Source organism: Paraprevotella clara YIT 11840, from assembly GCF_000233955.1.
In the GTDB taxonomy this organism is placed as follows: Bacteria; Bacteroidota; Bacteroidia; order Bacteroidales; family Bacteroidaceae; genus Paraprevotella; species Paraprevotella clara.
In genome coordinates, this window is sequence record NZ_JH376586.1 from 17880 (window position 1) to 37669 (window position 19790).

A 19790-nucleotide genomic window follows, 5' to 3' on the forward strand; every position below is an offset into this window, starting at 1 on the left:
ATTTGCTTTTAACAGGTTTAACTTCTTCTGAACAGTTTCCCGGCTGCGGACTTCGCCATGCTTCCGGCTCCCTTGACCAATTTCCCGGCACGTCCTGCCGCATTACCGCCTACCGCTCCGGCTACACTTCCGCCCAATGCTGCGGCTGTACCTATATTGCGACCGTAGTTGCCTATTCCACCTCCGGCATTGATAATCCAGCCAGCCACTGTCGGGATAGTGAAATAGCCCACGATACCTATGATGAGAAATGTGATGTAAACGCCGTTGCTTGCCTCGATACTGAAGTTCGGGTCTGTCTGCAAGGCTTCTATATCATTCTGAAGCATCAGTATCTGTATCTTGGCGAGTATCGTGCTGAACAGGTCGGAAACGGGCAGCCACAGGTATATCTGTATGTAGCGGCAGAACCATTGCGACAGCGTGGAATGGAAGCCGTCCCACACGCTGATGGCAAAGGCTATCGGTCCCAGAATGGACAGCACCACAAGGAAAAAGGTACGCAGCGTGTCTATGATGAGTGCGGCAGCGGCAAATAGGAGTTCCAGCACCTCACGGAAAAAATCGCGTATGGACTTTTTCATGTTATAAGCACCACGCTCTATATACATACCCGCCATTGTCGCCATGTCGGAAGGCGACCAGCCCAATTCCTCCAACTGCTTGTCAAATTCCTCATTCGACACGAGGAATGCCGTTTCGGGATTGCGTACCATAGCCTCGTATTCCAGCTTGTCCTTCTGTTCCTGATAGCTGTTCATGTCGAATGTCTGGGATTCGAGCATCTTGTGCGTTCCCTGCACGACCGGACTTAGAATAGCGTTCATTGAACCCAAAACCAGTGTGGGGAAAAACATAATACAAATACCGAGAGCGAAAGGGCGCAGCATAGGATATACGTCTATCGGCTCGGCTTTGGCAAGCGACTGCCATACCCGGACAGCCACATAGAGCAGTGCACCCAGTCCAGCCAGTCCTTTTGCCACGGAGGTCATATCACCGCACAGCGGCATCATCTCGTCGTAGAGGACACGCAGTATCTGGTGCAGGTTGTCAAATTCTCCGCCCATATTACCAATACCTTTCGTCAGCGTTTCCATACAGCGACATGACACGGCTCACGTCGCTCTTCTTCCTTGCCCGCAGGTAACTGACGGAGATATTCTTGTTCGTGTAGTACGATACCATATTGCGGTAACGCTTCATGGAGTTATAGCATCTGTCCACCACGTCCATACGCTCCTTGTCTGTCATTTGCAGGGTGGTAATGTTTACCACGTCCTTCATCTCCTTGAGCAGATTGTTGCTCTCCTCCAGCAACTTCGTGTAGCCGAAGGCGATTGCCGTAAGCTCTTCCGGTGTGAAGTTCTCGTCCTGCAACATCAGTTGGAAGCTGGTTACATAGATGTCGGAAATCTCGCCCACCATAAGGATGGTGTTCTTCACCTTGATGCCGTCTTTGACAAGGTCGTTCACTTTTTTCAGGGCGTCGTAGTATTTCTTGCCCTGTTCATAAATCTTGACCGTCTCCTTGAAGTTGCTGATCATGTTCTTGGCTGTCGTGGTGGTCTGCGTGATGTTCTTCGCCGCGTTGATAATACCCTGCGCCAGATTGGTGGGGTCGGTTACGACCCACTGTGCGTTTGCCTTGCCCGTGCACAGCAGGCAGAGGCAGCATAATATTAAAATTTTCGATTTCATATCTGTTTCTCTTTTATGGTTTATAAAATTGTTTTCAAAATCCCATTCTCCTGCCTTTGGGCTTTTGCCGTTCCGGTTTGTCCGTCCCGGCTTCCTTAATCTCCGCTTTCGGTTTCACAGTCCCGAAGAGGTCGTCTGCATACGGTCGCCGTCCGGTCATCCTGACAAACCTTGCGTCAAGTTTCCGATAGGCGGTTTCCACCTGCCTTGTCCTTTCTTCCACGGGAGAACTGCGGTCTATGCCGTACTTGGCGAGGAAATCACGGTTGATGAACGGGGCATCGATGTTGTCGGGGCTATGCGCCAGCCGTTCCAACTTTTCCAATTCTTCGTTCAGCTTTTCCAGATACGGCACGGGAGGGCATTTGCAAAGGCTCTCCAATGCCTTTTCCGCCTTGCGGGTCAGTCGGGCATCGAGTTCAAGGAAGTCCGGCAGTTTTCCGTATTCCCTTTCCAATGCCGCTGAATCAACAAATCCGCTGTCCAGCAGATTGTGCAGCCTGTAATCGTCCGCCATATCGTACCGCAACAGGGCATACATAGACGGCTGACTGCCTTCCATAAGGAAATGGTAAAGTCCCGAAAATGCCCTTTCGCTTGCCCGGGTATCCGCATCCAAGACACGGACAGCCTCCTTTACATCGTTATTGTCAGGCGGGACGATACCACATTCGGGATGACGTTGCACATGGTGGCTCAACATAAATGTGTGCATTGCAATCAGGACATTTACCCGGTCAGCCTGTTCCGGAGCCATTTCAGCCTGCCCTTTGCGCCCTTGTTCAGCAAGGCGTGTTTCCGCCAATCTCCCGTAAAGTTCCCGGACATCACTTTCGGCAGCCTGTCGGGGTGTGCGGCACAAATCCGATTTCTGTATCAGACGGGCTATCTCCGCCACGACGGTTTCCGATTCATGGTAAATCCGCAACATTCTCGATACACCATTGTAATTGCCCTTGTGCAGCATATCTTCCGCCTGCTCCGACAATGCGTTCAATTTTCTGTAACCCGGTTCGTGAGCCATATGGCGGAACGCTTCGCTTTCCAAGCCTGCCTTGTGGTTGAGTTCCGTGTTCATAGGCTCGCTCCTTCTTTTTCTGCCGGTTCGCTGCTCTTGCGTACATAATCACCGTTGGGCGAGAAGGTCAGCACATCGGCAGCTTCATTATAAGCCACGTCGATACGGAAGCCGGTGTTGATAAAGAGGTTGCCGCCCTCTTCCTCTTGCAGCAGGTAGGTTTCGGGCTTCATCTGCCGGCTCAGTCCCGACCGCTTGAATATCGTAACCTTGTAGGCTTCGCCCTCCTTGTAAATCAGGATGTCGGGCTTGCCCGCCACGCTTTCCCAATTCCCGCAAAGGCGGTCTCTGGCTTGTTCGCTACCTCCGGCACAGCCTTGAAGCAGCAGGCTTGCCATTCCTATCAGATAGCTGCCCATCAGCAGCACTTGTCTTCTTGTCATATTCATACTTTCCTTGTTTTAACCGTTATTGTTTCTGTTCCTTTCTCTTTTCGGCTATCTGGCGGATAGCCGCCTCTATGTCCCCGCCCAACTTTTCAGCAAGGGCATACACCTCCATCTTTTCCGTCTCTTCGGTCGTGTACGCCAGATACTCCTGCGTACTGACCTCTGTGGCATAGACGGCAGACTGCGTTCCTCCCAAGCCTATCCAGACCTCCTTATACAGCCTTGAAGGGTCATTCGCCTGATTGATGGAGAGTACCTGCGCCTTCTCCTGGTCGGTAAGTCCCAAAAGCGACTGTATCGCGTCGAACTTGTTCATGAACTTGCGTTGGTCAAGCAGGATTTTACAGTCGGAGTTGTTGATGATGGACTCCTTGACTATCTCGGAAGAAATGATGTCTTCCACCTCCTGCGTCACGATAATCGCCTCGCCGTAGAACTTTCTGACCGTCTTGTAGAGGTACTTTATATAGGATGCCATGTTTGCCGAAGCGATAGCCTTCCAAGCCTCTTCGATTGCAATGACCTTCCTGATACCTTTCAGCCTTCGCATCTTGTTGATGAACAGTTCCATAATGATTATGGTCGTTACCGGGAACAGGATAGGATGATCCTTTATGGCATCAATTTCAAAGACGATGAACCGCTTGTGTAGCAAGTCCAGCTGCTTGTCGGAATTGAGCAGGTAGTCATATTCGCCTCCCTTGTAATACGGTTCCAGCACATTGAGGAATCCGGCAAGGTCGAAGTCTTTTTCCCTCACTTTCTTTTCCTCCAGCCTGATACTGTATTCCGTCTTTACAAACTCGTAGAACGAATTGAAAGAGGGTACGATGCTGTCATCCTCCCTGATACGGGAGATGTAGAGGGATACCGCATTGGAGAGAGCTACCTCCTCCGCGCGTGTGGCGGGTTCGTTATCCTTCTTCCACAGCGTGAGCAGCAGGGTCTTGATACTTTCCCTTTTCTCGATGTCGAAAACCTTGTCCTCCGTGAAGAAGGGGTTGAACGATATGGGATTCGTGTCGGTATAGGTATAATAGATACCGTCTTCCCCGTGCGTCTTGCGGTTTATCATCTCGCACAAGCCCTGATAACTGTTACCCGTGTCCACGATGACGATATGGGAGCCTTGCTCGTGGTACTGCCTCACGAAATGGTTCATGAAAAACGACTTGCCGCTGCCGGAAGGTCCGAGGACGAACTTGTTCCTGTTGGTCGTCACGCCCCGTTTCATCGGGAGGTCGCTGATGTCCAGATGAAGCGGCTTACCCGTCAGCCTGTCCACCATCTTCATCCCGAAAGGCGATACCGAACTCCGGTAGTTGGTCTCCTCCGTGAACAGGCAGACCGATTGCTCGATGAACGTGTAGAAACTCTCTTCGGACGGAAAATCCGCCTCATTGCCGGGTATGCCTGCCCAGAACAAGGTCGGGCAGTCCACCGTGTTGTACCGGGGCGTACACTCCATTGCGGCAAGCTGGCTGCCCGTATCGTTCTTTATCCGTTTCATCTCGTCCGCGTCCTCGCCCCACGCCATCACGTTGAAATGGGCACGGACGGAGGTCAGACCGAAGCTGTGTGCCTCGTTCAGATATTCCTCGATCCACTCCTGATTGATGGCGTTGGAACGGCTGTAACGGGAGAGCGACTGCATATTGCGGGCGGACTTCTCGAAGCGTTTCAGGTTCTCGTCGCTGTTGTCGATAAAGATATACTGGTTATACAGATGATTGCACGGGAGCAGCAGACCGAGCGGGCTGGCAAACGACAGGCGGCAGTCGCTCCGGTCGGTGGACAGCCGCTCATAACGGCTGTCCGTGGCTACATTTGACGGCATATCGTCCACATCCGAAAGGGTATGCAGGCAAAGCCGTTTGTCCCCGATACGCATCTCTCCGGCTGAAAGGGCGATGTCTTGCAGACAGGTCGCCTCTTCCGTGGACAGGGAGAAGTATTGCTCTATCAGTCCCGCTTTCCCTTTCGTCCCGGTAATCTCTTCATCGGAAAGGCGACGCAGGCGGACAAAGCCGGAGTCGTTCATAATCCTCACGAACTGATCCGTCGCTTCGAGGAACTTCAAAGCCGTGTCCCTGTCGCCAACCTCTTTCGGAATGATGAAGCCCCTGCACAGCGTACTGAAATTGCTTTGCCTGCGGTTGCGCTCTTTCGTCGTCTTCGTCAGGAACAGGTAGCACTTATGGTTCAGGAAAGGTCGCTCGTTGAAGTGCCGCTCGAAAGAGCGGCTCAAAAAGCTCATATCCTCCTTTTGCAGTTCCGGCTTGTAGTTCTCCTTGACAAACCAATCCTGCTTGTGGACGATACAGTAGTCAGGCAACACCTTTATAGCCTTGCACCACGCCCCGTGTATGGCTTCGTATTCCGCCGACGTGACGGTATAGATTTCTGGAAGCGTAACCTCGAAAGCGGCCGTGATGTCGGCATCTTTCGACACGATACAGCCGTTCTCCACACTCATGAGCGGAAACTTGCTTTCCAGCGTGGCGGCTTTCATAATGTTTCTCATCGCTTTGTCTCCTTTCTTCTTTTGGTTGTGAATAATCGGGAGAGGGCTTTCCGGTTGATGATGTAACGGGGACGGCTCTTGGAAGCAGCGAGCTTCATCAGAACGTGTTCCCCGTACTTGCGGTTCAGGTGGAACGTGAGCCACACGAGGATGGAGGCGGATACCGCCCCGAAGCCTATGCAGACGGTTTGCCCGACACCTGCCATATACATCACGACAAACAGGACGAAGACCGCCAGCAGACCGCCGCAGAATATGAACAGGTACTGCGCCTTCAGACCCTTGAACTCAACCGAGCGTCCTATACCCTTGTTGATGGTATATTCCATTGTCTCCTCTGTTTTGGAATTAAAGGAAGAAAGAACGGAGAATGGTTGCAGCCACGATGAGGAAAATACACGCACCGAACCAGCTTGCAGCCGTCTTGCTCGTGTCGGGGTCGCCCGAAGAAAACTTCCCGTACACTTTCACGCCGCCGATGAGTCCCACGACTGCACCGATAGCGTAAATCAATTTTGTTACGGGGTCGAAGTAGGATGTTACCATACTCGTTGCCTCCGTGATACCTGCCATGCCGTTACCTTGTGCAAAGGCTGAACTTGCAGCCAGAATAAGGGCTGCGAACAAGAAAATCTTTTTTGTCATAATAAACTGTTTTTTTTGTGCCGGAGGGGTGGATAGTCCCTCCGACGGGTTGATACTGTTTTTACTTTTGGATTTAGTGGTGCTGTTTTAGGGTACAACTACCCGTAATCTTTTTCTTTCATCGCTTTTCGTTTTTAATTGTCAGACAAAATCCCGGATGTCGAAGTCGTCAATGTTATCCGACAAGACGGGTATAGTTTGGGACCCGACCGACCTGACCTTCTTATTCCCCCCTTTTGAGATAGTAGGCTTATTCTCATAAAGGTCGATCAGTTCCCTTATCTTTCCGACAATGGCAGGTCTTTTTGCTGTCACTGTCTCATACAGTTCATTGCCCTTCATTTCGTGGAACACTTCTCCGGCTTTACGCTTCTCGGAGTCTGTCGCTTCGGTATTGCCAGCCGTGCGGATTGCCTCGTTCATGTCTTCGATGGTCGCTCCACTGGCATATTCCCCGGCTTCTTCCTCTTCTCCGCCCGCATATTCCACAGGTACATCGGAAAGGCGTGTATCGCTGAAAGCAGTGTCCAGCTCCTCATCAGGCAAGCGCATGGACGGCTGTTTCTCCGATTCGTCTGCAAAGGTAATATCGTCTTTCTCAATCGCTTTACCTTCAACGGAAACGGTAGCTTGTGGAACTGCCGTGTCTCCGGTCGTCCTACCTTTGGACATCTTGAACAGGCTTTTGCCCACGATATTCGTGTCGCTTTCCGCTTCCATCTGCCTTGAAGCCTTTTCCGGTTTCTCATCTTGTCGCTCCTGTCTCTTTTCATGCAGCAGGTAAAAGACCAGCCACATATTATAAAGGAGCAGGATGGCTATCAGTACATTCGTCATGGGCATCAGAGCAAATCGGGACTGCTGTTGCGCAGTCTTGCGTTGATTTCATCACGGTGGAGTTCGATATGCTCTTTAAGCACATTGTCAATGTAACAGCCTATTGTCATGCCATCCGAGAGTGTGCGGACAATCCGTTTGATTTTGCCATGTGTCTCTTTGCTGATATATACACATTGGCGTACTTCGATTTCTTTTGCCTCCAGATAACGTGAATAGCCATTTTCTGTACGGGATGAGGTTGCCTTGCCCGTATTTCTGAATAATTTTCTTAAACCTTTCATTTTATTGCTGTTTTAATGGTTGTTAATAAACATCTTCATAATTCTTTTTGTACAGTTTCTTGATAGCCTCCTCATATTCGATGAAGTGCTGTGTCAGCACGTGGTCGATGTAGCCTGACAAGGACAGTTCTCCTTTCCCGATAACCTGTACGATACGCATGATGCGGTCGTGGTATTCCTTGCATACATAAGCCATCTTACCGGAACGGGCGGGAGTGCGGGATGTCCTGATGAAACGCTCCAGATATTCTTCCTCTATGGGTACGGCTGTCTGCTTTACGGGACGTGCCCGTTTTTCTCCGCCGGATTCCCGTGTGGGTTCTGCCGCCGTACCGTTGCCGGTTTCCTTGCCACTGTCCCTGCGGGTGGCGGACGGGGGCAGTTCCGGGCGGAAGGCTTCCAAGAAATTGCCTGCATCTATGTTCACATCAAGTTTCTTTGCCATAGCTTACGGTTTTGCTTTTACCAACGAGAGGATTTCTTCCACAAGGGCATCGATGTTGCTGCCACGGCACAACAGTTTGTCGGGAGGGAAGAGTGTCGAGCGGAACAAGGCTTTGTCCCCGTCTTCCGGACCCTCTTTACGGAAACGCTTGCTGTCCGGGATAAAGTTCTTCAGTATGGTAAGCCCCATTTCCCCTGCAATTTTCTCGTAAATATCGTAGAGGTCGGTCTTTTCCCTTTTGTCCACCATGTTCCATAGCAGATACAGACCTTTGATGTTGGATTGTCCCGTACTGACGAGCGTGTCATTCACAAGCCCGGCGAAGGTCAGGGAACTTTCCATAACCACACGGTCAGCCGCTATCGGACAAAAGATATAGTCCATCGTGGCGATGGTGTTGATGACCCCGTGATTATTCACTGTACCGGGAAAGTCAAAGAAGATGAAATCGGGCGGGGTGTCAGTGTCAAGGAGGCACTTGACGGTTTCGATGGCATCTTCGGGACGGCTCTCCAATATCGGGTACGCCCGTTTGGAAATTTTCTTGAACTGCTCGAAAGCGAGCTTTTTCAGGTAGGGGTTGCGTTCAACATTCCTCAGGTCTCGTTCTCTCATGTCCGTAACGCTGAACTGCGGATAATCACAATCCACCACGACTACATTGTAGCCTTTTACATAGTGGAGGAAACTTGCCGTCAGTACGGTAAGTGTCGTTTTTCCTGCACCGCCTTTCTGGGTAGAGAAGGCAATAAAAATCGGATCTTTCTTCATACGCTTTTCTTTTTTTATGGTTGATACTTATGTTATTATTTCAGGCATACAGCCTGTTTGTCTGTTTCTTTGTCGTCCTGTCAAACCATTGGTCAGATTATCTGACCTCCGGCTGTACGACCTGTATATGTTATGGTGTGCGTACCTGTAGGCAAATACATATATCCGTATGTCCGGCAGCTGGCATTATGATTTGTCTGTATATCGGTTTGCCGTATGACACACTGGCAATCTTACTTGCAGGTCTGTCGGTGTGTCAGCCGTATGATACGAACATCTGTCTGCCGGCTGTCCGAATAACCGTAATACAGGTTTGTCAGCCATTTCGTCTGCAAATAAACAAGCATTTTTGCATACCGACACCATGTCGGAACCAAGTGGAAGCAAGTGGCACAGGTGGCAGCGAGTGGAACAGGTAATTTCTTGATTACGTGCGTATAATAGCAGTAATTTTGCGCCCAAGCGACAAGGAACGCCGCCGATGTTTCATCGGCTGTTACAGACAGTTTGCCCCCAATCCGTCCGAAGGCGGATTTTTGTGTTCACCGGAACACAGCAAGGTATCTTTTCAGCGGCTCAAAATGTTTTGAGCATCGCGAAAAGTCCCTTGCCCTTGCAGGGGGCTGGCTTCCTCTCCGAAGTCGGGAAGCCTGTCTGAAACCTCCGGTTGGGAATATCAAAAGCGGTGGCTTATGTCGTGATACCACTAAATCCAAAGTAATATGACAGAAAAAAGAAAAAACAGGACGGGGAGAATCCCCAAGAATGACCCGGCAGTGTTCCGCTACACTGTCCGTTTCAACGAGGAAGAACACAACCGTTTCCTCTTGATGTTCGAGCGTTCAGGCGTATCGGCACGGTCTGTATTCATCAAGGCGCACTTCTTCGGGCTGCCGTTCCGTGTGCTGACAGAGGACAAGAACCTCGTGGAATACTATACACGGCTTTCCTCTTTTCACGCACAATACCGTGCCGTCGGGAACAATTACAACCAAGTAGTGAAGGAACTGAAGAGCCATTTTTCCGAGAAAAAGGCAATGGCATTGCTGTATAAATTGGAAAAATGTACGCTGGAGCTGGTCGCCATCAGCCACGATATTGTTCAACTTACCAAAGATTTTGAAGCCCGATGGTCGCAAAAATCAGTATAGGAAGTTCACTTTATGGTGCATTGGCGTACAACGGGGAGAAGATAAACAAGGAGGAAGGACGGTTGCTTGCCACCAACAAAATCTTCGACAACTGCACGGGCAAGCTGGACATCGCTCGTGCGATGGAGGATTTCAGCCGCTATCTTTCGCCTCATATCCGCACCGAGAAACCGGTTATCCATATATCGTTGAACCCCCATCCCGATGACCGTCTGACAGACACCGAGCTGGAGGGCATTGCAAGGGAATATATGGAGAAGATGGGGTACGGCAGTCAGCCGTATATAGTGTTCAAGCACGAGGACATAGACCGCCATCACCTGCATATCGTATCCATTCGGGTGGATGAAAACGGGCGTTGCCTGAACAATGCCTACAATTTTCACAGGAGCAAAACCATCACGAGAGAGATGGAGGAAAAATACGGACTGCACAAGGCGGAGCGCAAGCGCAACCGGCAGGACAATCCGTTGCGAAAGGTGGACATATCGGCTGGGGATGTGGGAAAGCAGGTAGCGAATACCGTCAAGGGAGTGCTTGCCACATACCGTTTTCAGTCGATGGGAGAATACCGGGCATTGCTCTCGCTCTACAATGTGGCAGTGGAGGAACCGCGTGGCATCGTGAATGGTCGGGAGTACCACGGGCTGGTCTATTCCGCCACGGATGATGCCGGGAACAAGGTAGGCAATCCGTTCAAATCGTCCCGCATCGGAAAGGGTACGGGGTATGAAGCGGTGGAAGCCAGATGTGCCAAATCAAAGGAGTATATCAAGGAGAAGAAACTCGCCGAAATGACAAAACGGACTGTCCTTGCAGCACTGCAAAAGACCTTCCACAAGGAGGAATTTGTCCGGCTGCTGCATGACAAGGGCATAGATACGGTATTCCGCTTCACCGATACCGGGCGTATTTACGGGGCGACATTCATAGACCACCGCACGGGCTGCGTGTTGAACGGCTCACGGATGGGCAAGGAACTTTCCGCCAATGCCTTGCAGGAACATTTCACACTGCCGTTTGCAGGAGAGATGCCGATACCGCTTACACTTCCGTCGGACAATACTTCTGCGATGGCTGTCGGGGACAGCGTGGGCGAAGAGTGGGAATACACTTCCGGCTTGGGACTGCTATCCGGTGATTCTTCGGGAACGGACGCACAGGAAGAAGCTTTTGCCCGCAATCTCAGAAGAAAGAAGAAAAAGAAAAATCAACGTAAAATCTAAAAATTGAAATTATGCAACAGGAAGACGATTTAAGGGCTTTGGCGAAAATCATGGATTTTCTCCGGGCAGTGAGTATATTGTTGGTGGTAATGCACCTTTATTGGTATTGCTATGAGGCGATACGGCTGTGGGGTGTGGACATAGGTGTCGTGGACAGGATTCTGATGAATTTCGACCGCACTGCCGGATTGTTCCGCTCCATTCTTTACACGAAACTTTTTGCACTGGTACTGCTGGCATTGTCCTGTCTGGGTACAAAGGGGGTAAAGGACGAGAAAATCACTTGGACGAAGATATGGGTGTCGCTCGGTACGGGTATCCTATTGTTCTTTTTCAACTGGTGGATACTCGATTAGCCGTTGCCTCTTGTGGCTAATACGGCACTATATACGGTTACGATAGCCGCAGGATATGTATGCCTGCTTATGGCGGGAACGTGGATGAGCCGCCTGCTGAAGACAAACCTGATGGACGATGTTTTCAACAACGAGAACGAATCCTTTCAGCAGGAAACACGGCTTATAGAAAACGAGTATTCGGTCAATCTGCCGACACGGTTTTATTATAGGAAGAAGTGGAACGACGGATGGATAAACATCATCAATCCGTTCAGGGCTTCCATCGTTCTCGGAACTCCGGGCAGCGGAAAATCATACGCCGTGGTCAATTCATACATAAAGCAGCAGATTGAGAAGGGTTACTCGATGTATATCTACGATTTCAAGTTTGCAGACCTCTCTACAATCGCTTACAACCACTTGATAAATCATCTGGACGGGTATAAGGTAAAGCCGAAATTCTACGTAATCAACTTCGATGACCCGCGAAGAAGCCACAGGTGCAACCCCATACACCCCGACTTCATGGAGGATATTACGGACGCTTACGAGAGTGCCTACACGATAATGCTCAACCTCAACAAAACATGGGTGCAGAAGCAGGGCGACTTCTTCGTGGAATCGCCCATAATTCTCTTTGCCGCGATTATTTGGTATCTCAAAATATACCAAAACGGAAAGTATTGCACCTTTCCTCATGCGGTGGAGTTCCTGAACAGAAGGTACGAAGATATTTCCCTATACTGACGAGTTATCCGGAATTGGAAAACTACCTCTCTCCATTCATGGATGCGTGGCTCGGAGGGGCGGCGGAGCAGCTTCAGGGGCAGATTGCTTCTGCCAAAATTCCGCTCTCGCGTATGATTTCACCCCAACTCTATTGGGTGATGTCGGACAGTGAGTTTACGCTTGACATCAACAATCCCGATGAGCCGAAAATCCTATGCGTGGGAAATAATCCCGACCGCCAGAACATTTACGGTGCAGCACTCGGTCTGTATAACAGCCGTATTGTCAAACTTGTAAACAAGAAAGGCAAACTCAAATCCTCGATAATCATAGACGAGTTGCCGACTATCTATTTCAAGGGTCTGGACAATTTGATAGCGACGGCACGAAGCAACAAGGTTGCCGTGTTGTTAGGCTTTCAGGATTTTTCGCAGTTGGTTCGCGACTATGGCGACAAGGAAGCCAAAGTCGTGATGAACACGGTCGGCAATCTGTTTTCAGGGCAGGTAGTGGGAGAAACGGCAAAGAATCTGTCCGAGCGTTTTGGCAAAGTGCTGCAAAAGCGGCAGAGCATCACCATTAACAGGAACGACAAATCCACTTCCATCAATACCCAGATGGACAGCCTCATTCCCGCAAGCAAGATTTCGGGACTGACACAGGGTATGTTCGTGGGAGCTGTGGCTGATAATTTCGGAGAGCGTATCGAACAGAAGATTTTTCACTGTGAGATTGTGGTGGACTCGGAAAAGGTAAAGCAGGAAGAGAGCCGTTATCAGAAAATCCCTGTCATTACCGACTTCACGGACGAAAACGGTAATGACCGTATGAAAGAAACGGTGCAGGAAAACTACAATCGTATCAAGGCAGATGTGAAACAGATAGTAGCCGATGAACTGGAACGCATAAAGAACGACCCGGCATTATGTAAGTTATTGCCAGATAAATAAATGTATGACAAAAAGCAGACGATAGCAATACAGCATCGTCTGTTTTTATATAGTGCCTTTTAGAGAGATAGTTTCTTCCTCCAACAATCAATATCGTCTGCAGGAACGGCTACCCATAACAACTTTTTAGGTCGTGTACAAGCTACATACACAATACGGAGTTCTTCATTATTATGAATACAGTATTTGGCTGAATCATTCAAAATAGTCGTATAGTTCGTATGAACAGCTCTTTTAGAGAGAAATACTAAAACTGCCTCTAATGTCATTCCTTTTACAGAATGAATTGTTCGCAAATATGAACGTGCTTGTTGTAATTCTTGATTAGATGTTCTGAAAAGTGATTCTATACTAACATTCGCTTTTCTCAATGCAACCATTAAATTTATGCCTTCCCGTTGAAGTTCTGCAATCCAATTAGATAATGTTTTATTCGTTGAAGGTAGTTTTCTGATAAAATCAAGCATTTTTTCTCGATACGACCTAAATCCTACTTCGGCTATTTCCTTACGTATAGTACTTGTGGAAACATACCGTACTTGCTTTGTTATTTTATAGTAGCCTTTTTCAATAAGAGCTAATCCTTCCGTGTATTTTCCTTGATCAATCAGATATTTTCCATGTACGACGTCCCTGACGCCGTAGTGTCCGTTTACCCATGGGCTATTCTGTTTTGCTGAATTATCATTGTTTGTCAATCCGAAATATGTCTCCCCAAAACTTTGTCCTCGAAATACAACAGCATATTCAGATTCATTCAATCCCATCTCATTACATTTTTGGATGAAATCATCAGTAATTTGATTGACTGACTCCGGAGTGCTGAGGTGACCTATCAGGCATGGATGTTCAGCATAATCTTTGTCTATAGCTATTGAATTCATTGCATTTCCAGAAAAACTATTAGCCAATTGACATATTTTGTCGGAACTTCGCCTATTTTCCGTCAAATCCAATGAAAACCAATCCGGACTATTGTATTTCTCCATAAATAGATGCGGATTAGCTGTATTCCATTCAAAAATAGCTTGGTCTGGATCTCCAATCAGCATAATAGAATCAGCTCCACGTTGAGATAATATGTCAATTATTGCTATTTGCAACTCAGTGGTATCTTGCGCTTCATCTATTATTAGGATTGGAAATCGCTGAACAATATTTTGTGCTATTGAGGGATATTTGTTTAATATTTTGTACGCAAAATATGTTGCATCAGCCTGATTTGCTTTTCCTTGCGCAAAATGAATACGTTTCGTCTCAATAATGTCTTTAACATCTTTCCTGTATTTTCCGTCTTTATTCCTCATTTGGCTCCAAGAAAAATTAAATTCTTGTGCTGTAGCCAATGGTATAGGTTCTCCATTTAGATTGAAAGACACTTTATCTACAAAATAATTTGGATCAATGATTTTTGTCCTATCATAGTTCCGTTTTGAAGCATCGTAATCATACCATTTATTAAACTCAGTTCCTACGATTTCGGGACGACAATCACATCCCATTACCAAGTGAGCATAAGGCAAGAATATGTATGTGTTTATAAAGCTGTCGATTGTCCCAATAAATGATGGATAAGATATATTGGGATAACCGAAAGTGTCTTTCAATTCTTTTTTGATTACATCACAAGCAGTATTTGTAAAAGATACTGCCGCTATTCCTTGATGTCTTGATAAGTTGCTTTCACGTAACAATCTGGCCATACGTGCCGCTACCGAAAATGTCTTACCACTTCCCGGACAAGCTTTCACGACACTTCTCGGCTCGTTGCAATCTACGACTGCTTGCTGTTGTGCTGATAATTGAATAGCCATACTCTTATTCTATGGATACAACAAACAAGATAGCCTCCTTAATATAATCAGGTACATCAAAGGCGTCCTCTGTTTCTAATCGGTCGCAGAGTTGTAAAGCAAATTCAGCTTTATCTTTATTTTGTGCCAAACTTTGCATCAAAGTCTGTGCGTCAAATTCAGATTTTAATTTTTCTGTTTTAGGATGAAGTTTACGATATACATCTCGCATTATGGTTTTATTCTGTTCAGATTGCTCGAACAAATCGTATTCAAGAGTATGGGGAGCCAAACATACTTTAAGGTTGTGTTTCTCTAAACCTTTTGCTTTCTGTGCTCTGTCGGATATCTCCTTGTCCTCGTTGGGATCGCTATCAGTAATAATCGCACATTTCGATAATAGACGCTTTCTCTCATCATCATTGTTGAATAATAACCCAAAATGATTGAATGCAACACCTCCGATATTGACTAATTCAATCCCACTTTTACACAAGTCTATTTTTTCGGTCAAGAATTTCTTTGCGAGAATTGGAATAATAATCGCTTCTGCGACACCTTCCACTAACAATACGCCATTAGCGAAAAACAATTGAGCTTTTGTCGTGTCTAAGAATTTTCGTAAATGTCGTTTACTTTCTTTCGGATAATCGTCTTCCGATAATTCGTCAAAAGAAAATGACTTTATAATACTTTGTTTACGTTGCAAAACCGAAATATTATTGACATCTGATTTAGCCGTAATCGTTGGAGAATGTGATGTTACAAATACTTGTAATCCTTTGCTTTGTAACTCATTCAGATATTCAAAGAAAGTGTTTTGATACTGTGGATGTAAGTGCGCTTCAGGCTCTTCAACAAGCAAGGCATTATATATTTCCAACTCATGGTCTTCGCATCTGTTGATAAGGTCTCCCAACACGACAGAAGTAAAAATAAGATTATTTTCACCCAATCCATTTTGAGATAAAGCAAAGTATTTTTGTTCTTTCCCAGCTTCGATCGTTTTATAAACCGGACATTTTAATTCGATACCTCGTACAACATCCGAAAATTCGCGTCCGACATAGCGCATTTCTATATCAGGATGTTTACGAGTTATTCCCGTACCTTCAAGATGTGTATTAACTTTGTCCTTTCCCGCGATTAAAATATGTTTCCAATCATCAGCATCATTCTCGAACACTTGATATAGTTTTTTTGCGAGCGATTTTTTCTTTTCCTCATTTAGAGGTATGCTTTCATCGCCTTTGTCATATTTCGTAAGTTGGTTGAATAACTGAGATGTCTTATTGTCGTAAGAATATGGTCGCAGACAACTTACGGCATCCCTTAATGGACTTAAATAGGTATAGAAAATTTCTTGTAATGATTCATATGGAACTTGTTGCCCTTCATTATCACCACCCCATATTATTCGCTTGAAATATTTTTTCTTACCATTATTTTCTTGGATAAATTTTAGGTGTAACTGTATTGTTTGCTTGTCTGGATTATCCTTATCTTGTGATATGAAATCATAGAAACATTCTTTTTCAATTGAAGCATTTCCAAATTTAAATATCAAGTCAAATTGTATGGTATTGTTGGTCTCTGTCGGATTTTCAGGATTGAGATGCAAATCACTTTCTTGAATATAAACAAGATTGTCGGGTTTACCACATCCAAGGCATATGCGCAATGCATCTATTATTGCAGTCTTACCCGAATTATTTTCACCTATTAGGATATTTATTCCACTTTTGAAATAGAGCGTAATATCATCAAATACCCTGAATTTGCTAATATGTAATTGACTTAGATACATTGTTTGCAATCTTTATATATTTCTATAACTTCAAATAATTCCACCTGTCCACTACATGAAATTCAACGTAAGGACAGGCATCATGTACTACCCGTTATCGTTTCAGCAATTCCTTTCCCTTGTCGGTAAGACGGTATTTCTGTCGCGGATGTTTCGGATTTTCCGGATAAATTGGTTCCACCAAATTCAGCCTTGTGGCTGGATACAGGTAAAGTTCCAAAAAATTACTTTTGTCCTTCAGTCCTATTATACCCATAATCTCTTTGGTCGAAAGCGTCTGTTCCCCAATTGCGGACAACACTTTCTCGACTTGTGGGGCAACTGTCGGGTGACTGTCGGGTGACTGTCGGGTAACTGTCGGGTCGTACCCCACAGTTTTCCGGGTATATCGGAAAATAACCCATACACTGTTTCCGTCGGTATGGAACTCCGGGGCAGGAAGACCTACACGCTGACATTCGCTTATCATAAGCCCGATGCCCCGTCCCCAACTTTCCAACACCTCACTCTTATACAGGACATTCGCTATAATCTGGTTTTGCGGTTCTGAATTGTGTCCGCTTAATAGTTTTTCCATCGTTATGTCAGGCGGGAAAGTTCCGCTGTTCTCTATTTCCACTCGGTCGTCATAGATGGCAATTCCTACCGAACTGCCGGGGCGGTGGTACAGACGGTGACAAAGGGCATTTGTACAACACTCTCTCAAAGCCTTGTAAGGGATTTCCAACTCTTCCTCCCGATACAGTCCTTCTATCTTTCCCGAAAGGGACAAATGTTTGAAAAAGAACGCCATTGCAGCATCCAACAGAGTGTAGATATTACCTGTAATACGCTGATTGTCTATGAACTCGTCTTTTGTCGTACCTTTGAAACGCGCCAGCCGAAGCAGGCATTGGGGATAGTAATAGAAATTACTACCGAATAGGACAGCGGAAGCATTGTTCAGTTTTCCGTCATGCAGCAGGTTGAATTTTTCAAGGATGGTCGGTAAATCCTCCCTTATGGTGGCTTCGGGCAAACGACCGCACCGGATACCTCCGCGTACCGCACCCAAGATGGCGTGTTCGTCAAGATCGGATATTTTGAGGTCGGGATTTGTCATTGTCTCCCAACCGTATTTTCCTCCCCGCTGTATCAACAGGTGGTTATATTTATCTTGCGGCATCAAAGTGGTTACGTTTTCTATACGCATATATGGTCGTCCCCTATAGCAGAAAGGACGTTCCATTCTTGCACTCTCCACGTGTAAAGCGATGACTTTCTTTTCGCTGTCAGGCATAGGAACATAGAAAATCTGAACATTGACACTTGGCTCAAGCCGGCTGATGGCTTCACCTATGGTTTCTTTGGTTTTCCCGGCAACATCTTGTCCGATAATCTTTCCTTCATCTGTTACCCCGAACAGCACCGTGCCGCCTTCTCCATTAAGAAAGGCACAAAGCGTTTCCATACCGCGCTCCAACTGCCCGGTAGTTTTCTTAAACTCAATATTATCTGTTTCTGTATCAGAGGTTATCAAGTTCTTTATATCATCTAATGTCTCTAATTTCATTTATAAAACAGGTGGTCTTAATTATTCTGCAAAATTACAAAAAATACGGGAGATACCGGTCATATCTCCCTATGAAACAATCTATTTTCTCATTCTGTCTTTTTCTTCATCCATATCCATCCGTCTGTTGAGTTTCTCCTGCATCTTGTCAAGGAAATAGGTACGGCTGTCGTTCTTGCGCAACTTGATGTCCGAATAGATATGATAACAGTCCTTTGCCTCCACTCCGAACAAGGAATAGAAGAAAGCGGACAGTTCACCTATGGACATTTCCCCGCCATTGATACAGCCCATTTCAACCATGCCGTACAACATTTCGACAAGGTCTGAGGCTTTGCCTGTCCATCGCAGGGTATTTTCGGGTTGCGGAGTTTTGGGTTTCGGGGTGGATGCGGATAGTGGTGGCACTTGTGGGGTAAGGAATTTCTGCGTTTTCCGCACAAAGGCAAGGGCTTTGCGTATGTATAAGCCGGAAATGCTATTCGCTTCGTTCTCGCTGAGTTTGTGATGAAACTGCAATTCCGTTTCCGCATAGGTCAGGGCAAGAATAGCACGATGTATATCCATACCTTCTATGCACAACCGGATTACTTTGTCCGTAAAATCCCGGTATGCAGGATGCAACTCATTATGATTGTCAGCCTCATTGATGCGACGGAAGAAATCCGTTTCCGTCAATATGATGTATTCCATTTGTCATTTCTTTTTTCGGTTATTAACTCTGTTATCTGTATGCGCACATAAACTATTAAGGCAAACGGAGTTCCAGCAAATGACAAATTAAAATGGAGTTGTTTGTATATCGCTTAAAAACAGCAATATGGATAGGGAAAATAATTTGGAACCACTTTTTTAATAGTGGCAAAAGGCGTAAAATGATTTAACGGTGTCAAGACACTTGACGCCAAACAATGACAAAAGTAACTTGATAATCAATCTATTTCAATAGGTCTTGCTTGATTTTACGGAAAACTGTCAGCGACATTTCATCATTATAGGATGCCGTTTTGACTACTTTCCAATTATTTTTCGGCAGTTCCTGCTGGTACAGGGACACGCCGGAGCCAAGCATGACGGGTATGGTATATCGGACTATTTCGTCAATCAGGTGCATCCGAAACATACCGTTGATAATACTTCTTGTTTCTTTGGTGGCTTCAATCAGATAGGTGAAACTGTCAGCCTCATTTTCTCTCCAATCAATCAGCATTGACAATGAAATATTTTCATTCAACTGACGTATGGCAGCATCCTTTAACTTCTCTATCTCGTCAGAAAGGACAGCAGGCAACTCGTTATAATTGTCTATCATGTATCCGTCGATAGACTGGACGGTGAGCAGTTGTACTTTAGCCATATCATCCGGTATTTAATGTTTTCCGACCGGAAACCGTCCCCAAAAAAGAAGCGTGCAATCCACGCTACTTCAAGTGTAGGCTCTGGTAAGCCCCTAAACGAAATACGTGAATGCACGCTATGCGAAAGCATAGCATAAGCATCACGCAATTAGCTTCGTTTAGTTTCAATTTACCAGATTTACACTTGAAACGCCTTGCGGTCTTATGTCTAT

At 46.5% G+C, this 19790-nt stretch carries 18 protein-coding genes and 1 pseudogene; 3 read left to right on the forward strand and 16 right to left on the reverse strand.

Annotation, left to right across the window (positions count from 1 at the left end):
* Window positions 1-17 precede the first annotated feature (17 nt).
* The 11 genes from traJ to HMPREF9441_RS03075 form a co-directional block, all read right to left on the reverse strand.
* Window positions 18-1070: a conjugative transposon protein TraJ gene (gene traJ / locus HMPREF9441_RS03025; RefSeq protein ID WP_039864835.1), complete on the reverse strand. Its 1053-nt coding sequence runs from the start codon at window positions 1068-1070 to the stop codon at window positions 18-20.
* A 1-nt stretch (window position 1071) separates the two neighbouring features.
* On the reverse strand, window positions 1072-1701 hold the full coding sequence (locus HMPREF9441_RS03030; RefSeq protein WP_008617869.1) for a DUF4141 domain-containing protein: 630 nt from the start codon (window positions 1699-1701) through the stop codon (window positions 1072-1074).
* Between the two features lie 34 nt (window positions 1702-1735).
* Window positions 1736-2779 (reverse strand): hypothetical protein, encoded by a 1044-nt coding sequence (locus tag HMPREF9441_RS03035; RefSeq protein ID WP_008617870.1) that lies wholly within the window; start codon window positions 2777-2779, stop codon window positions 1736-1738.
* Entirely contained in the window at window positions 2776-3168 is a 393-nt protein-coding gene (locus tag HMPREF9441_RS03040) for a DUF3876 domain-containing protein (RefSeq protein WP_008617872.1), read from the reverse strand. The genes HMPREF9441_RS03035 and HMPREF9441_RS03040 overlap by 4 nt, the downstream gene beginning before the upstream one ends.
* A gap of 19 nt (window positions 3169-3187) precedes the next feature.
* Window positions 3188-5692 carry a TraG family conjugative transposon ATPase gene (locus HMPREF9441_RS03045; protein ID WP_008617873.1) on the reverse strand — a complete coding sequence of 835 codons (2505 nt, stop codon included), beginning with the start codon at window positions 5690-5692 and terminating at the stop codon, window positions 3188-3190.
* On the reverse strand, window positions 5689-6021 hold the full coding sequence (locus HMPREF9441_RS03050; RefSeq protein WP_008617874.1) for a DUF4133 domain-containing protein: 333 nt from the start codon (window positions 6019-6021) through the stop codon (window positions 5689-5691). Before HMPREF9441_RS03050 ends, HMPREF9441_RS03045 begins: the two co-directional genes overlap by 4 nt.
* A 19-nt stretch (window positions 6022-6040) precedes the next feature.
* Complete coding sequence (locus HMPREF9441_RS03055) at window positions 6041-6337, reverse strand: DUF4134 domain-containing protein (RefSeq protein ID WP_008617875.1); 297 nt, start codon at window positions 6335-6337, stop codon at window positions 6041-6043.
* 141 nt (window positions 6338-6478) lie between these two features.
* The gene (locus HMPREF9441_RS03060; protein WP_244949589.1) at window positions 6479-7174 is read right to left on the reverse strand and encodes a hypothetical protein; all 696 of its coding nucleotides are present in this window, start codon (window positions 7172-7174) and stop codon (window positions 6479-6481) included.
* Window positions 7175-7179: 5 nt separating this feature from the next.
* Window positions 7180-7458, reverse strand: a complete 279-nt coding sequence (locus HMPREF9441_RS03065; protein WP_008617877.1) for a DUF3408 domain-containing protein — start codon at window positions 7456-7458, stop codon at window positions 7180-7182.
* A 22-nt stretch (window positions 7459-7480) separates the two neighbouring features.
* Window positions 7481-7903, reverse strand: coding sequence for a DUF3408 domain-containing protein (locus HMPREF9441_RS03070; RefSeq protein WP_008617878.1), 423 nt, complete (start codon window positions 7901-7903; stop codon window positions 7481-7483).
* A 3-nt stretch (window positions 7904-7906) separates the two neighbouring features.
* Complete coding sequence (locus HMPREF9441_RS03075; protein WP_008617879.1) at window positions 7907-8674, reverse strand: ParA family protein; 768 nt, start codon at window positions 8672-8674, stop codon at window positions 7907-7909.
* Between the two features lie 722 nt (window positions 8675-9396).
* On the opposite strand from HMPREF9441_RS03075, the gene mobA reads away from it, so the two are divergent.
* From mobA to mobC, 3 genes and pseudogenes are all read left to right on the forward strand, one after another.
* Window positions 9397-9825 (forward strand): conjugal transfer protein MobA, encoded by a 429-nt coding sequence (mobA, locus tag HMPREF9441_RS03085; protein ID WP_008617882.1) that lies wholly within the window; start codon window positions 9397-9399, stop codon window positions 9823-9825.
* The gene (gene mobB / locus HMPREF9441_RS03090; RefSeq protein ID WP_008617883.1) at window positions 9804-11051 is read left to right on the forward strand and encodes a conjugal transfer protein MobB; all 1248 of its coding nucleotides are present in this window, start codon (window positions 9804-9806) and stop codon (window positions 11049-11051) included. Before mobA ends, mobB begins: the two co-directional genes overlap by 22 nt.
* A gap of 8 nt (window positions 11052-11059) precedes the next feature.
* Window positions 11060-13068: pseudogene (mobC, locus tag HMPREF9441_RS19015) on the forward strand (conjugal transfer protein MobC).
* A 59-nt stretch (window positions 13069-13127) separates the two neighbouring features.
* Here the strand turns inward: mobC and HMPREF9441_RS03110 are convergent.
* The 5 genes from HMPREF9441_RS03110 to HMPREF9441_RS03130 all read right to left on the reverse strand — a co-directional run bounded on the left by HMPREF9441_RS03110 (window position 13128) and on the right by HMPREF9441_RS03130 (window position 19577).
* Window positions 13128-14882, reverse strand: coding sequence for an ATP-dependent helicase (locus HMPREF9441_RS03110; RefSeq protein WP_008617890.1), 1755 nt, complete (start codon window positions 14880-14882; stop codon window positions 13128-13130).
* 4 nt (window positions 14883-14886) lie between these two features.
* Window positions 14887-16668 carry an ATP-dependent nuclease gene (locus tag HMPREF9441_RS03115; protein ID WP_008617891.1) on the reverse strand — a complete coding sequence of 594 codons (1782 nt, stop codon included), beginning with the start codon at window positions 16666-16668 and terminating at the stop codon, window positions 14887-14889.
* A 94-nt stretch (window positions 16669-16762) separates the two neighbouring features.
* A complete protein-coding gene (locus tag HMPREF9441_RS03120) occupies window positions 16763-18220 on the reverse strand; it encodes an ATP-binding protein (RefSeq protein WP_008617893.1) in 1458 nt (485 codons plus the stop codon).
* A gap of 81 nt (window positions 18221-18301) precedes the next feature.
* Window positions 18302-18913, reverse strand: a complete 612-nt coding sequence (locus HMPREF9441_RS03125; protein ID WP_008617895.1) for an RteC domain-containing protein — start codon at window positions 18911-18913, stop codon at window positions 18302-18304.
* 244 nt (window positions 18914-19157) lie between these two features.
* Complete coding sequence (locus HMPREF9441_RS03130; RefSeq protein ID WP_008617910.1) at window positions 19158-19577, reverse strand: hypothetical protein; 420 nt, start codon at window positions 19575-19577, stop codon at window positions 19158-19160.
* Window positions 19578-19790 lie beyond the last annotated feature (213 nt).